Genomic DNA, 17,005 nt, shown 5'->3' on the forward strand with positions numbered 1-17,005 from the left:
CTATCAACCTCAATGTATGCTACATTCTAAAAATACTTTTGTTACCGTCGTTTTAGATACACGGCCTACAACCTTTAGGCGTTTCTTGTTTTCCACATCCTCGCGAACGACGACAGGTAAACAATCCACTTCATAATCTATCATCTTCTGTGCAGCCTCTACTAATGTATCGGCAGGCTCCACAGTTATAACCTTGCTCACAGGGGTCATAATCATAGATATAGGCATTGTGTGCGAATCTGTTTGCCCCATAGAGGCACGCAACAAGTCCTTACGGGATACTACACCTACTAAATAGGAATCATCACACACTAGAATAGTCCCTACATCTTCAGTAAATATAGTAACAATCGTGTCATATAAACTTGTATCCCCATTGACTACGACGGCTTGAGATAATACATCACTTACCAGAAATGATTTTAATCGCTCCGCCGTTTGTGTTTCTTTTGAAAGTCCCACATAGTAGTAACCTACATTCGGACGCGCATCTAAAACACCTAGCATAGTTAACACCGATAAATCTGATCGCAATGCAGATCTAGTAACCTCTAAATGTTCAGCAATAGCACTGCCCGTTACAGGCCCTTCTTCACGAACGATTTGAGCAATTTGTTCTTGTCGTTTCGACAGTTTCACACGGTAACCCCCTTTCATCTCTGTTTGTATTATATCCTAAGTTACCATTCAGAAAAAGAGGAGACCTACGGGCCTCCTCTTTCAATATCACTATATGATTACCAAGTTAAGTCATCAGTTTCTTGACGACCACGACCAGTCATAGCATCGAGCATAATTCGTTGTTCGATTTGAGCCACCATTTTCTTAGTGTTCACAACCGCATCTGGGTTAACAGAAATGGAGTCGATACCACTCTTCACGAGGAATTCGCAAAGTTCAGGATACACGCTTGGCGCTTGGCCACAGATGGATACAGTTTTACCATCTTTGTGAGCCACTTCGATTAAATGACGAATTGCTCTACGAACTGCTAGATTCCGTTCATCATAGATATGTTGAACTGTTTCATTATCACGGTCACAGCCTAGAACGAGCATAGTCAAATCGTTAGAACCGATGGAATAACCATCTACGTATTTATTAAATTGATCAGCTAAGATAATATTTGCTGGAATTTCAGCCATAAGCCAGATTTTGAAATCTTTACTGCGTACAAGACCTTCTTGAGCCATTAAATTAGTTACTAATTCAGCTTCCTCTACAGTACGGCAGAATGGAATCATAACTTGTAAGTTTTTGAAACCAAATTCGTTACGTACTTTTTTGATTGCTTCTAATTCTAATTTGAAAGCAGGTGTATATTTTGGATCATAGTAACGGGCTGCACCACGCCAGCCAAGTAATGCACTGGATTCATGTGGTTCATATTTGTCGCCACCGTTGAGATCACGGTATTCACTAGATTTGAAGTCGCTCAAACGAACTACTACTTGGCGAGGAGCTAATGCTTGACATACTTTACGCATACCTTCTGCCAATGTATTAACTGCAAAGTCACTGCGACCAGTTTCGATAAGGTGTAATGGGTGTTCGTGAATGAAAGTAGTCCAAATGAACTCTTCACGCATTAGACCAATACCATCACATGGTAATACACCATGTTTTTCAGCTAAATCAGGGTTGCCTAAATTCATGTAAATCTTAGTGCCTGTTACAGGAACATATTCAGTTGCAACACTTGCAGTAGCTTGTGCTTCTGGCTTTTTAACGATATCTTCTAATACGCCATCGTATACAATACCATTTGTGGCATCAACAGTAATCATTTGACCATCTTTAATGGATGTTGTTGCTTCATGGCTACGGCTCTTAGTACCTACGATACAAGGAATACCAAGCTCACGGCTAACGATAGACGCATGGCAAGTCATACCACCTGCATCAGTAACGATTGCTTTTGCCTTTTTCATAGCTGGTACCCAGTCAGGAGCAGTCATAGCAGTGACAAGGATTTCCCCTTCTTTGAACTCATCAATATCCTCAGGATTGATGATAACATGAGCTTTACCAGCTGCATTGCCAGGGGATGCTGGCAAACCTTTTACGATAATATCGCGATTACCTGCATCTAATGTGCTAGGTTTTTCAGATGTTTCTGGTTTTTCTTTACGGGACCAAACTGTTTCTGGACGAGCTTGTAAAATCCAAATTCTACCGTCCCGTTCATCTACGCCCCATTCCATATCCATGTAGCAACCATAATGTTTTTCGATTGCTTTAGCATATTCAGCAAGTTCCAATACTTGAGCATCTGTAATAACTTGCTGTTTAGCTTCATCTGCTGGTACGACTTCTTCAACACAGTCACCATCAGCTTTACGAACCAAGCGGATATTTTTGTCATTGATCATGCGATCAGTAATTTCCATTTTAGCTTTATCAACACGGAAATTATCTGGTGTAACTGTACCTTGTACAACATACTCACCAAGGCCCCAAGAACCTTCGATAAGGATATTGTTATCGTTGCCTGTTACAAGGTCAACAGTGAACATTACGCCAGCGGCTTTAGAGAATACCATCATTTGAACAGCAGCACTCAATGCTACTGTCATATGATCGAAACCTTGTTTTACACGGTAGTATGTTGCACGGTCTGTGAAAGTAGATGCATAACATTCTTTTACTTTCTCAATGATAACGTCGGCACCACGTACATTTAAATATGTATCTTGTTGGCCTGCGAAGCTTGCATCTGGCAAGTCTTCTGCTGTTGCACTAGAACGAACTGCGACGAATGGATTTTCTTCGTTTACTTTTTTACCAAGCTCTTCATAAGCATGACGGATAGCATCTGCCAATTCTTTAGGCATTTCTTCTTCGCAAATCATGCGGCGAATCTTAGCACACACTTCACGCAATAATGCAGAATTTTCTACATCATCTAACGCATCAAGTTCAGCGCGGATTTTATCTTCCAAACCTGTTGCTTTCATAAACTCACGATAACCATGAGCAGTTGTAGCAAAACCGTAAGGTACAGGTACATTAGTGGAGGATGTCAATTCCCCTAAAGAAGAAGACTTACCACCAACTAAATTAACATCTTCACGTTGTAATTCATCAAACCAAAGTACGTATGCTGTTTCGCGATTCATGTGAGAACCTCCTAGTTAATTAGTGCAACACATTAAACCTTTTACACATAAATAGTATACCTTAATTTGCAATCTGTCAATTTTTATAGGCATTAATATACTAATTTATCTGAATAGAAACTAAAAAGATGATCGCCTAATAATAGACAATCATCCTTTAAATTATAAGCATTAGTATTTAATAGTAATCTCTAATGTAGAGTATAAGGTAAATACTATTACTGTGGTAACTAGGAATATGAGTTTGTTTATGTTAGTCAGACGATATAAGGTTAAAAATTGCAATATGCAAGTATAGAATATAACTATATTTCCCAATAAGCCCACAATATTCCACATGAGAAAGCTCCAATTACTGTCATCAAGATAATCTAAGCTCAAAAAATAGGATTGTAAATTAAGTTTAATACTAGCAAATAAGAAACATAGTCCCATAAAGTAAAGTGATATTATTATCATCTTTTTCAGGGATACGGAACACCAGAACCGATACAAAATCCATAATAATAAAATGGCTATGATTAATCTCAGTAAAATAGTTATATAGTCAATACAAAAAATGACTATAGTACTAAAATATGAAAGTATCTCAACATCATTAATAATTGGTGCTATATGAAGAACATCTACACCTATATCTCCCAAAACAAGTCGTAGCAGTACCCAAGATACAGTATATAAACATAAAGCACCTTTTAAACTTGTACTTTCAATGACTTGGCTAATTCCAACAGATCGCGGACGTATAAAGAGATTAATAAAGGTTTGTAACATTATAATTCCTTTCAAATTGGAGTTAAGAGATTAATCTAATAATTATATTCTGAAGTTGTGCAATACCTATAAATACTACAATAGCAAATAAAGTTATCGCAAACCTATTAACTTTTGTTAGTTTATATAACAATACAATAAAGAGGAACAGAATATATATCTCTGATAAATTAATTATTGTCTTTAAGCAGTCCAATGCAACTTTCGTCCAGTATGGACTATACAAAGATAAAAATTTTACTAAATACAAGAAAATCGATCTTATAATACTAGGGATTTGCTGTAAGCAGGATATTATTAAGGACACCTTGAAAAGTTTAATAAAACTCACTTCTGACCATAAATTAAAGTTAGCCCAACATAAACAAGCAATCAAAAGACTAACAACTATACTACTAATAAAATCAAAAATATAAGGAAACAAGTTAAATCCAATATATCTATCTAGAGATAAACTAAACAAAAAATTAGAATACTTTACATACCCACCATGTAGGACTACTAATATACTATTTATAAACCAAAATAGAGTAAAAGTAGTAAATAAAGATTTAATAGTTCCATTTTCAATTATATTATTTGCACCAATTGAAATAGGTTTAAATATTAATAAAGCTAAAAATTTAATCATAAAAAATAACTCTTCCGATTAATCTAGGTTGTGATTACGGATATAGCGCCTAATACGTCCAGTTTTATCTTCAGATGGGAAAATCTTTAATAAACCTTATATATTATTAAGATTAATAAAGAAAATATCCATAATACCAATAAAGGTTTTAAATATTTTATTACAATTATACGCATATAAGATTATAGAAAATATAAGCTAATGTAATACTAAAAATAATAAGAAAAGTTATTCTTTCTACTTTATAGGATTTTTTATATGTTCCATAAACAACATCATTAAGCCAAGGAAATAATATTCCAACTAGACAGAAAAATAAAATAATCAAAGAGTTGAAAATATAGTCTGGCATTTCAATTAATTTGCTTAAAATTGTTTCTAGTAAATTATTTATTAACATTCATATTACCTATATTTATAGATATTACCAGCTTCAGCAAGTTGATTTTATTCAGCAGCATAAGAAAATCACTAATAGCTTTGAACCACTATTACCTTCTATATTATTTGACATAGCTAAGTCCATATTCAAAAGATAAATAAAACAGAGTAAAATTAGTGAATAATGATTTAAAAGTTTCATTTTCTATTATACAATTTGCACCAATAGAAGTTGCTCAAAATATTAATAACATGGAACAAATTCAGGTTTCATTTAACCACCTTATATATATCTAAAAAGTTTTTCAGCACTCGCCCCGTTAGTCCCCATATGGTGTATTGTTCATAGGGATAGAAATAGACGGAGTAGTTTTGTCTGATTTTCCAATCGATATTGTAGCCTTCTAATAGATGGAATGGAAAGTCTTTCAATGGTCTTGTAGCTATATCTAGATGACCTACGGTAGGTTCCATATTTAGCAGATATTGTAAAGGTACGGTAAATACTTCTTCTACTTCGTCAGGATTTGGTTTTAAATCATTTGTATGTAGGCGTACGGCTACGGCATATAGTTTTACCCCTATCGCAGATACTAAACAGTCTAAATTACCCAGAAGTTCAATTTTATCTAAATCTATACCCAGCTCTTCAGAGCATTCACGCATGGCAGCATGGGCACCGCTTTTATCATTATGCTCACAATGACCTCCAGGAAAGCTAATTTCACCAGGCTGACGGCGTAGCTTATTACTACGCACCGTAAAGACTACGTGATCTTCCCCATTAATTTCTAATAATGGAACTGCTACTGCTGCAGTTATAACATCGATATCGGTAAGAACAGTATGTTCACGTTGTTCTAAAAAGTTGCTTAGTTCTTTATCCATATATGCCCTCTTACTTTATAGTAAAATTTATACGATACACATATAAATCTTTTATGTATCAAATTTGTATTTTATATTTATCTTTTATATTCATTATACATTAACTTGTAAGTCAAATTTTGCTTTACTATTAATAAAAATAGTGGATAAAAAATCTTATACCCAAATAGACAAAAAAACTGTGATGAGGTTTCTACCCCATCACAGTTTTATATTAGTTAAATTTAATTTTTACAAATTTGCGTTTACCGACTTGAATGATCATGCCATCTTCAAGGGTAAGATTTTCTTCGCTGTATTTTTCACCGTTTACTTTGAAAGCACCTGCTTTAATAGAGCGACGTGCTTCACCATTAGACGCAGTCAAACCAGCATCTGTACAGAATTGTGGTACAAAGATTGGTTCAGTTGGCGCATCCATAGCGTATTCAGGAATATCTGTAGGCAACGCACGTTGTTGGAATACGCGCTTGAATTCTTCTTCAGCTTCGAGAGCAGCTTCTTCGCCATGGTACAAACGAACGATGGTACGAGCTAATTGCATTTTAGCATCACGTGGATGTAATTCACCACTTTCAAGACGTTTTTCCATGTCCTCTTGCTCTTCAATTGGCATATCTGTAACGAGCATGAAGTAGCGCATCATCAATTCATCCGGAATGGACATAGCTTTACCATACATTTCTTTAGGTTCTTCGTCGATACCGATGTAGTTACCTAAAGATTTACTCATTTTTTGAACACCATCAAGGCCTTCAAGCAATGGCATTGTGATAACAACTTGTGGTTCTTGACCTTCTAATTCTTGTAAATGACGACCCATTAACAAGTTGAACGTTTGGTCTGTACCACCAAATTCTACATCAGCATGTAACGCTACAGAATCATAACCTTGCATCAATGGATACATGAACTCATGTACACCGATTGCACGACCTTCTTTGAAACGTTTATTGAAATCATCACGTTCCATCATACGTGCTACAGTGTAAGAACTTGCCAAGCGAAGCACATCAGCAAAGTTCATAGATTCTAGCCATTCACTATTGTCGCGGACGATAGTTTTTTCAGGATCTAACACTTTGAAGATTTGTGTTTTATAGGTTTCAGCATTTTTCAATACTTCTTCTTTTGTAAGTGGTGGACGAGTTACACTTTTACCAGTAGGATCACCAATACGAGCAGTGAAACCGCCGATAACGATCACTACTTGATGACCAAATTCTTGGAACAAACGTAGTTTACGAAGTGGTACTGTATGGCCTAAATGAATATCTGGCGCTGTTGGGTCCAAACCTAATTTTACAACTAAAGGTTTATTTTCCTTAATGGATTTTTCTATTTTCTTTACAAGATCTTGTTCGTTAATTAAATCTGCTACGCCGTGTTTAATTTGGCGCACTTGTTCTTGAGCACTAACCATGATAATCCTCCTCGAAATACTATTGTTTTAGTATACCATTATCTAAAAACTTTCACAATTATATATATAGTATTGGTTTTAACCCTTTTATGATATAATATTTATAACTGCGTAATAGAATTTACGTTATATTTACTAACAAAAGAAAAAAGAGGTGACTCTATGAGTAATAACTCAAATGCGAGAAGCAGCCGCCGTTCTAATGGTAGCGGCTCTACACCGAAGAAAACAAGTCCGAAGCGTCTATTTTGGATTTGTGCCCTTCTCCTTATACTCATCGTAGCCGGAGGTGGCTGTGGTTTCATCAGTGCTACACTGTCTAACCTACCAGATGTATCCAATGTACGTCCTTCTGCATCGTCTCAAATTTACGATGTCCATGGTAATCTCATCACAACGGTTCATTCCACAGAGAACAGATTACCAGTACCTTTAAAAGATGTACCAAAGGATTTACAAAATGCCTTTGTTGCTACTGAGGACTCTCGCTTCTATTCCCATCATGGTATCGACCCTGTTGGTATCTTGCGTGCTGTATGGGTTAACCTTGTTCATAGTGGCGTATCTGAAGGTGGTTCTACAATCACTCAACAGTTAGCGCGTAATGCATTCTTATCTCAAGACAGAACATTTAAACGTAAAATTTCTGAAGCATTGCTAGCACTTAAAATTGAACAACATTACACTAAGGATGAAATCCTTGAAATGTACATGAACCAAATTTACTTTGGCCAAGGTGCATACGGTGTACAATCTGCAGCTCATGTATACTTTGGTAAGGATGCTAGCCAATTAACGCTAGCTCAAGCAGCACTCATTGCAGGCTTACCACAAAGTCCTAACTACTACTCTCCATTCAATGATTTGGAAGCTAGTAAAAAACGTCAAGCTGTTGTATTAGGCCAAATGGTTAAATACGGTTACATTACACAAGAGCAAGCTGATGAAGCACGTCAAGCAGATTTAGGCTTAGTGGCAAAACAAGAACAAACGCATGAAAAATCTAATGCGTCTTACTTCATTAACTATGTTATTGCACAAGTTTCTGAAAAATATGGCGACGATGCAATCTATAAAGATGGTTTAAAAATTTATACAACTCTTGATATGGATGCACAAAATGCAGCTGTAGCAGCAATGCAAAACTTGCCTAATTACTACACTGATAGCAATGGTTTACATCAACCACAAGGTGCTATCGTAGCTATGAACCCTCATAATGGTTACATTATGGCTATGGTTGGTGGCCGCGGTGATGATGCATTTAACCGTGCTACACAAGCAGAACGTCAACCAGGTTCCGCCATGAAGCCATTTGTATATTTAGCAGCTATTCAATCTGGTAAAACTCCTGGTTCTATCGTAGATGATAGCCCTGTTACATTTGGTAACTGGAGCCCTAAAAACTATGAAAATGACTTCGTAGGTAATATTACATATCGCTATGCATTACAACATTCTCGTAACATACCTGCCGTAAAAATTGCTGATGAAGTAGGCATGTCTAAGATTATTAAACTTGCCAAAGAAATGGGTATCACTACCCTTACAGATCAAGATAATAACTTGTCTACTGCACTTGGTGGTTTAACTCACGGCGTGACACCTCTTGAAATGGTTCAAGCTTATGGTGTACTCGCTAATGGTGGTATCAAGGTTCAACCTACGGCAATCGTTAAAATTGTAGATCGCAACGGTCAAGTGGTAGAGGAAAACTCCATCCAAGAAAAACGCGTTGTAGACGAAAAAGATGCAGCAATCATTACAAATATGCTAGAATCTGTTATAAAGGGCGGTACTGGTGGCAATGCTGCTATCGGTAGACCTGCAGCTGGTAAAACAGGTACAACAGATGATGAAAAAGATGCTTGGTTCGTTGGATATACGCCTGATTTAGTTGCTGCTGTTTGGATTGGTGATGACTACGGATCTGAAACATTAGGTATTACTGGTGCTGATACACCAGCTGTTATGTGGGGTCAATTCATGGCTAATGCACTTGCCAACACCCCTGCATCTGACTTCTCCGTTCCTGCTAGCGCTCAATCAGCTGTTTCTGAAGGTTATTATAATCCTGTAAAAGCACAGCCTAAAAAAGAAGCTTCTAAGGACGAAAAAGCAGACAAAAAAGACGATAAAGACAAATCGAAAGATGAAGCTGTAAAAGATGACAGTGGCTCAAAAGATGATGCAACTGAACAGAAATCTAATTCATCGAAAAGTAAAAAGTCTAGTAAAAAAGATCGTTAATCTCATACGTTAAAGGAGTGGAACATGTGTTCCGCTCCTTTCTTTTACGTAAAAAAAGATAGTAAGTTCAAAGAACTTACTACCTTTTCTATTTCTATATATGTATATAGCTATACCCCATAATCAATTTGATAGACGATAATAATTTACTGTATTATCTATAACTATATCACTATTGAGTAGCTTTATTTCAGAACTACATTGGTAGCTCCTGCACCACCTTCATCATAGCCTGCCGTTTCAAAATGAGCTACATGCGGTAAGGTACGCAAATATTGATGTACACCTTCTCGTAATGCGCCAGTCCCCTTACCGTGAATAATGCGCACTTGATTAACACCACCAAGTAAAGCTTGGTCAATAAATCTACCAACAGAAACTGTCGCTTCATCTACGGTTTGTCCGAGAATATTGATTTCAGTACGAACCTCTTTTTGGCGTTGTACGGCAGAGCCACCCATACGTTTTCTAGTCTTAGGCATAGCCGCTTTTTGTTCCCGTTCAAGCTTATTTCCTTCTTCACGTGTAGTAGATTGTAATTCACTAACCTTTACAGTAGCTGTTAATCCATTAATATCTACATTCACACGATTACCATTGATAGCTAATACGGTACCTAATGAGCGTAAAGATGTAACATATACTGCTTGGCCTACCTTAATAGCATCTGCAGTCAAAGATTTACGATCATCATCAACTGGAGATTCTGGTATATGTACATTAGAGATACCCTTACGTGCTGCATTAATAGCAGATTGACGCTTATCCTTATTTGTTTCAGAGAATTGTGCTTTCAATTGCTTGATAATCGCTTCCCCTTCGACGCGTAAGCTACGTTTCATAGATTCTGCATCAGCTTGAGCTTTGGCTAAGATTTGTTTACGCTTTTCGTTAAACTGTTTCTTTTCCTTCTCTAATTGACCACGCATGCGACGTGTTTCATCAAGCTCTTTCTTTAAGGCTCTTTCCCGTTCAGATGCCTTACGAAGTTGCTCATTCAAATCTGAAAGAACTTCTTCCATTTCATGGCTACCAAATTGAGATTTATACTCTGCAGCGCGCGTTACGATATCTTTTGGTAAACCTAAGCGAGCCGCAATACTCAATGCATGGCTACTACCAGCTACACCGATATGAAGTCGATATGTTGGTTTTAAGGTACGCTCATCAAACTCAACATGGCCATTTTCAATACCTTCCGTATGATATGCATAATTTTTAAGCTCATTGTAATGAGTACTTACCATCATAAGGGCGCCCTTTTTACGGAAGAATTCAAGGATAGATACAGCTAAAGCACTACCTTCCTCTGGATCTGTACCAGAACCAAGCTCATCTAGTAATACCAAGTCATTGGGACCACAATGTTTAATGATGGAAATAACTTGAGTCATATGGGCAGAGAACGTACTAAGGCTAGCCTCAATACTTTGTTCATCCCCAATATCGGCAAAGATATTATGAAATACAGGCAACATTGAGCCGTGGTCTGCAGGGATAAATAAACCACATTGGTTCATTAAACTCAATAACCCTAATGTTTTAAGGGATACTGTTTTACCACCTGTATTAGAACCAGTAATTAATAGAATACGATATGATGTGCCTAATACAATATTCGTAGGCACTACCACATTCGGTGGAATTAATGGATGACGAGCTCTCATGAGGTTAACTGTTCTATCAGTACTCAATATGGCTGGTACACCCTTATAGGAAATAGCAAGGCTCGCCTTACCATATACAAATTCGATGTGAGACACCTTTTCACAAGCATCCATCAAATCATTACTATGTTGTTTTACAAGGGCAGATAATTCACGGTAAATGCGCAATACCTCTTGCTCTTCACCAATCAAAGCCTCTTGTAATTCATTATTTAGATTCACCAAGCGCATCGGTTCAATATATAGCGTTTGACCCGTTGCAGAACGGTCGTGAATAAGACCATCAAAATATTGGCGATATTCCTGTTTTACAGGGATTACATAACGATTATTACGCTGCGTAATGATCGTTTCTTGGAAATACTTCTGATTATCTTTGTCGTGTAAGATAGCTTGAATATCATTTTTAATCTTTTCACGTGTTTTAATAATCGTATTTCTAAGGCTCGCCAACTTAGGAGATGCAGTATCTAGCAATTCCCCTTTTTCATCAAAGACCCGTTTAAAACGGTTTTCAATGCGATCTGTATTCGGCATATCCTGTACCCATAAGGATAGCAACGGATATTCCATATATTTCGTTCTAAAGAACTTGGTCATGCGCTTATAAGCACCAATGGTTAAATAAATATCCCACAATGCTTCACGAGTAAGAACAAAGTCTTTACGACTCTTTTTACAGGACTCACGAATATCTCGTGTTCCACCCAATGGTTGTTCTACCTCTGTTTGCAATGACCGCATTGCCTCTGCCGTTTCATCAAGGTTCTCTTGAATTTGTTTCGCATCAATCATCGGCTCCATGTTCATAGCCAATTCCTTAGCTATGGCAGAGCTACAATGCTGTTGTAATTGTTCTTTTATATGGTGAAAGTCTAATACATCTTCGTTAAACAATGTACTACCTCTTTTATAAAATACCTCTAAAATAGTGGCCCCTTGTAATAGGCGTATCATCTTTACCTACACTCTTAGGAGGAGCCTCTTGAGTTCCATTTTGAATGGATACATAATCTGCTACAATAGTACGCAATCGCTTTGGATCCATATGCCGTCCATCAATACGCAAAATATGTAGCCCTTTTCGCTGTAACTCTGGCACGTAGGCACGCATATCCATTTCATGACTGTTCATGATGTGCATACGGCAATAAGGATCAGTGCGAAGTGGGAACACTTCCCCTTTACGATCCTTCAATGCGTAATCTTCCTTTACACACGGCATAGGACAATTTTCTTTTTTACCAGTCCCTACAAAGCTAGCGATGGCACAGTATTCAGAAATCATCATTTCCGTATACCCATGAACCATGACCTCTAATGGCAAATTGGTAGATTTTTGTAAGCTTACGAGTTGTGTTAATGTTAACTCTAAGGATGGAGCTATACTACTCATATTAAAATCTTGCCATACTTGTAAGGCAAAGCCATTAAATATGTTAAGGCCCGTATCAGCTTCAATAGCACCTTTATACCCTAAATCACGAAGCCACAATAAAGCCTGTGGGACGTGAATAGAAATGCTATCTGGTTTCGCCTCAACTATGGCCTTAAGGGTATTCATATACGCCTCAACTTCATCATCTTTCACAACCCGAGGCGTAGCAAATACACAAAGTACATTATGGTCTTTGCAAAGCTTAGCTACCTGCTCGTAGATGCTAAGTTCATAAGGCTTACGTTGTAAACGGTCACCACCGAAGATAATCTTCTTAGCGCCCCCTTCAATAGCTGCTTTCACAGCCTCTAGTTCATCAACGCGAGTACTCACCATAGGCTCAGAATATTGAACCTTATCCTTAGCAACCATAGATGACATATCTTGAGGCACTACAGTCAACTCAGCCCAAGCCGTTTCATGGTCTGTGATTAACAAGTTTTCTAGTGCCTCAACAGCATCGCGACGCAATGCATTTAATACACTAGCTGGCCACATATACGGACCTTCAGGGATAGACATAGAGCCAAGCGTAAACAATGTATTGCCTAATCTACCTACTTGATCTGTAACCTTCTCTAATGTAGTCGGTTTATTATTAGCATAAACCGGTTCAAACTCATTAGATACTGTCACAGTATGCCCATCATTCAATACAAAGGTTAATTCTGTACAAGGTGTATCTTGCTCCGTATTAATAGATAGATACCCATGTACCTCTAATTTAGCACTAAAATCTTGCAAGCCTCGTTGCTTTTGAGATTTTGGAGTAGATGCTAAGAATACTTGCCCTGCCGCAAAGCCTTCATCAGGCTTACCTACAAAATGCTTTTCATCTACTAAGGACCAGTTTTGATCGATTTGATAATACGTAATACTACCGGATGCTTGCATAACCTTTAAAAGTGATCCTTTTTCAATCGGTTCTGTTAGGAATAAATGAACTTGGCCCTTTTTGATTTCTGCTTTACCAATCAATTTCCCTTGATTATTTGGAGCTACAACAGTCATCATAGATTTCCCAACATGGTCAGTTAAATAATCTGTAGAGAACCCACGATTAAACCCAGACGCCAATGCATCGGCATCAGCAGCATCCATATGAGCTGTATCTAAAATATGACGATATGTCCCAATAACTTGACGAACATAGGAAACCTTTTTCATACGCCCTTCTACCTTAAAGGATGTAACACCGGCAGCTACTAGCTCATTCATATGCTCACTATAGTTAAGATCTTTAGGGCTCAATAAATAAGCTTCGTGTTTAGGTAGCAAACTCGTACCAGAAGAATCCAATAGTTCATATGGCAAACGGCAAGGCTGAGCACAAGCACCACGGTTACCACTGCGACCACCGATAAAGGAACTCATCAAGCATTGACCAGAATAGCACACACATAAGGCACCATGTACAAAGACTTCTATTTCAGCCGTACAGTTTTTACAAATATGTTCGATTTCAGGGAGGCTCAATTCACGAGCCAATACAACACGGGTAAAACCGAGGCTTTCATAAAAACGAACTGCATCAAGTGTAGCCGCCGTCATTTGCGTACTGCCATGCAAGTGAAGTTTAGGAGCCACTCGTTGTGCCAATTTAGCAACGGCTAAATCTTGAACGATAATAGCATCCACACCGATGCGCTCTAAGTCCTTTAAATACGCCTCGAGAGCCTTTAATTCGGAATCACCGATGAGGATGTTTACGGTTACATAGACGGACACATCTAAAATATGGGCCAAACGAATAGCCTCAGCCAGTTCTTCAATGCCAAAGTTTGCTGCATGAGCACGGGCATTAAAGCCTTTACCACCAAGATAAATAGCATCAGCCCCAGATTCTAAAGCGGCTATAAAGTTTTCCATCGTACCGGCAGGAGCCAATAATTCCATGGATAATCCTTTCTACCTAACTAAAGGTATAACTATAGTACTAAAAGGGTTTACCATACGGTAAACCCTTTCAATATACTGCTTGAGATTAACGTAATCTGCAGTTGATTTCTGCTAATGCATCGATAATAGCTTGAATATTACCGTCAATATCTTCATCGTTCAACGTGCCTTCCATAGAGCGGAATTGCAAGTTGTACGCAAGACTGCGATAACCAGCTTCAATATGTTTACCTTCATAAACGTCGAAGATAGATGCATTTTCTAAATATTCTCCACCATGCTCTTTAATAATAGATAAAATTTCACCACTAGTAACGGACACAGGTGCTACGATAGCAAGGTCACGGCTAGTACCTGGGAATTTACTGAAGGATGTATAGCGGAATGTTGGAATCGTCAAAGATAATACTGCTTCTAAATCGATTTCAAACATATATACTTTACCAGGCAAGTCAAAGTTTTTGCTCACTTGTGGATGTAATTCGCCATATTGAGCAATCATTTTACCATCTACAAGGTATTGAGCACTTACACCTGGGTGTAAGTATGGCTCAGTGCCACGATTAATATCGTAGTCTGTAACGCCAAGTTCCGCCAACAATTCATCTATGATGCCTTTTACATCATAGAAGTCTGTAGTACGTTCTGTTTGATTCCAACTAGCTTGATTCACCTTGCCCATCAAAATACCACAAGCCATAGGGCGTTCATGAGGTACCTCTGTTAAAGGCAATGCTTTTGGTTCATATACATTCGCTGTTTCAAACAACCAAAGATCCTTATTTTGTTGCGCAATATTGCGTTTGGCAGCTTCGATAACAGCCGGCACCAATGTAGTACGCATATAAGGGAATTCTTCGGAAATAGGATTCAAAATTGGAATGGCTGTATAACGGCTATCCCCTTCAGGAAGCATCATATTGGAAAGGCCATCTTTATGCATAAAGCTAAATGTAATGATTTGAGTCATACCCAATTTAGCTAACGTATGTGTTACCTCTTTCGTAAGAGCTTTCTTAGGCGTCATACCACCAGAGGACAATACGGCTACAGGAATTGTAGGAGCGATATTATCATAGTTATAAATACGAGCTACCTCTTCAGCGATATCAGGCATTACTGTTACGTCACCGCGCCATGTTGGAACGAGGGCAGATAATTGGTCCCCTTCTTCAGTTACAACGAATTCAAGAGCAGTCAAAATGCGAACCATTTCGTCTTTTTCGATATTTGTACCCAAGTAATCGTTGATTTGTTTTGCTGTGAAAGTAACTGTATGTTGCTCTACAGGGTTCTTGTACACATCGATAATGCCTACGTCAACTTTACAGGATGGGCAAATTTGTTGCAACAACTGTGCTGCTCTATCGATAGCATAGGCAGTGTATTTATGGTTTACGCCACGTTCAAAACGTCCAGATGCTTCAGAACGCATACCAAGCGCTTTTGCAGTACGGCGAATGGATGGTCCATTAAACACAGCAGCTTCAAGCATAACAGTAGTCGTTTCATTGGTTACTTCACTATCAAAGCCCCCCATGATACCTGCAACACCTACTGGGCGTTCTGCATCGGCAATTATAAGCATAGAATCATTCAATTCACGTTCAGAACCATCAAGTGTAACAAGAACTTCACCATTTTTAGCACGTCTTGCCACTAATTGATGACCTTTTACATGGTCATAGTCATAGGCATGCATAGGTTGACCAAGTTCTAACATAACATAGTTTGTTACGTCTACTACATTATTAATAGGACGGATGCCGCTGTTACGCAAACGATTTTGCATCCACAATGGAGATGGCTCAACCTTTACATCTGTAACGATACGAGACATGAATCGTGTACAAAGATCATCAGCTTCAATAGATACAGATGCTTTGCCTTCAATGGACTCACCATTTTCGTTAACCATGATAACAGGGAATAACGCTTTTTGATTTGTCATCATGCCGAATTCGCGGGATAAGCCAACCATGGAGAAGCAATCTGCACGGTTTGCAGTCAATTCAAATTCATACACTGTATCATTTAAGCCCAATACGTCTTTTACATCAAGGCCAATTGGCGTACCTTCAGGGAAGATATAAATCCCTTGTGCTTCTTCTGGCAATACTAAATCGCTGGAGATACCAAATTCTGCAACGGAACAGAACATGCCTTCAGATACTTCGCCGCGCAATTTACCTTTTTTAATCTCTGTGCCATCAGCTAGGCGAGACTTATGGTACGCTACAGGTACAATTTGACCTACCGCTACATTTGTGGCTGCTGTTACGATTTGTTTAGTAACAGGCTCACCTTCTTCAGTAAGGCATTCAACTTGGCATACTTGTAATTTATCTGCATCTGGATGCTTTGTAATCTCTACGATTTTACCAGTATAAATTTTCTTAATGCCATTATCCATAGCAATGACATCTTCTACAGGAATACCAGCTTGTGTTAATTCATCGGCCAATTCTTGAGCAGGACGATTCATATCCACAGGCACGTATTCGTTCATCCACTGTAAACTTGCTTTCATGAGTT

The 17,005-nt window shown here is 38.1% G+C and carries 8 protein-coding genes; 1 reads left to right on the plus strand and 7 read right to left on the minus strand.

Translation table 11 applies throughout. From position 1 onward, the window contains the following. Positions 1-9: 9 nt before the first annotated feature. From KH109_RS01405 to tyrS, 4 genes are all read right to left on the minus strand, one after another. The gene (locus KH109_RS01405; protein WP_295214979.1) at positions 10-639 is read right to left on the minus strand and encodes a helix-turn-helix transcriptional regulator; all 630 of its coding nucleotides are present in this window, start codon (positions 637-639) and stop codon (positions 10-12) included. Positions 640-737: 98 nt separating this feature from the next. After that, positions 738-3,119, minus strand: coding sequence for a phosphoenolpyruvate synthase (ppsA, locus tag KH109_RS01410; RefSeq protein ID WP_295214982.1), 2,382 nt, complete (start codon positions 3,117-3,119; stop codon positions 738-740). Between the two features lie 2,056 nt (positions 3,120-5,175). Continuing rightward, positions 5,176-5,793, minus strand: coding sequence for a CoA pyrophosphatase (locus KH109_RS01415; RefSeq protein ID WP_295214984.1), 618 nt, complete (start codon positions 5,791-5,793; stop codon positions 5,176-5,178). A 214-nt stretch (positions 5,794-6,007) separates the two neighbouring features. Beyond that, a complete protein-coding gene (tyrS, locus tag KH109_RS01420) occupies positions 6,008-7,216 on the minus strand; it encodes a tyrosine--tRNA ligase (RefSeq protein ID WP_295214987.1) in 1,209 nt (402 codons plus the stop codon). A 162-nt stretch (positions 7,217-7,378) separates the two neighbouring features. On the opposite strand from tyrS, the gene KH109_RS01425 reads away from it, so the two are divergent. Further along, complete coding sequence (locus KH109_RS01425) at positions 7,379-9,466, plus strand: penicillin-binding protein 1A (protein ID WP_295214990.1); 2,088 nt, start codon at positions 7,379-7,381, stop codon at positions 9,464-9,466. A 185-nt stretch (positions 9,467-9,651) separates the two neighbouring features. Here the strand turns inward: KH109_RS01425 and KH109_RS01430 are convergent, their stop codons facing one another. The 3 genes from KH109_RS01430 to pheT form a co-directional block, all read right to left on the minus strand. Further along, positions 9,652-12,030, minus strand: a complete 2,379-nt coding sequence (locus tag KH109_RS01430) for an endonuclease MutS2 (protein WP_295214993.1) — start codon at positions 12,028-12,030, stop codon at positions 9,652-9,654. Between the two features lie 13 nt (positions 12,031-12,043). After that, positions 12,044-14,467, minus strand: coding sequence for a U32 family peptidase (locus KH109_RS01435; RefSeq protein WP_295214996.1), 2,424 nt, complete (start codon positions 14,465-14,467; stop codon positions 12,044-12,046). An 88-nt stretch (positions 14,468-14,555) separates the two neighbouring features. Then, positions 14,556-17,000, minus strand: a complete 2,445-nt coding sequence (gene pheT / locus KH109_RS01440) for a phenylalanine--tRNA ligase subunit beta (protein WP_295214998.1) — start codon at positions 16,998-17,000, stop codon at positions 14,556-14,558. Between the last annotated feature and the right edge of the window lie 5 nt (positions 17,001-17,005).

The sequence above is a fragment of the Veillonella sp. genome (assembly GCF_018381775.1).
Classification (GTDB): domain Bacteria; phylum Bacillota; class Negativicutes; order Veillonellales; family Veillonellaceae; genus Veillonella.

What these genes read in the sequence shown, in the direction of transcription:
- ppsA (WP_295214982.1), bottom strand. Translation starts at nt 3,119, where the DNA reads ATGAATCGCGAAACAGCATACGTACTTTGGTTTGATGAATTACAACGT.
- KH109_RS01415 (WP_295214984.1), bottom strand. Translation starts at nt 5,793, where the DNA reads ATGGATAAAGAACTAAGCAACTTTTTAGAACAACGTGAACATACTGTT.
- tyrS (WP_295214987.1), bottom strand. Translation starts at nt 7,216, where the DNA reads ATGGTTAGTGCTCAAGAACAAGTGCGCCAAATTAAACACGGCGTAGCA.
- KH109_RS01425 (WP_295214990.1), top strand. Translation starts at nt 7,379, where the DNA reads ATGAGTAATAACTCAAATGCGAGAAGCAGCCGCCGTTCTAATGGTAGC.
- KH109_RS01435 (WP_295214996.1), bottom strand. Translation starts at nt 14,467, where the DNA reads ATGGAATTATTGGCTCCTGCCGGTACGATGGAAAACTTTATAGCCGCT.
- pheT (WP_295214998.1), bottom strand. Translation starts at nt 17,000, where the DNA reads ATGAAAGCAAGTTTACAGTGGATGAACGAATACGTGCCTGTGGATATG.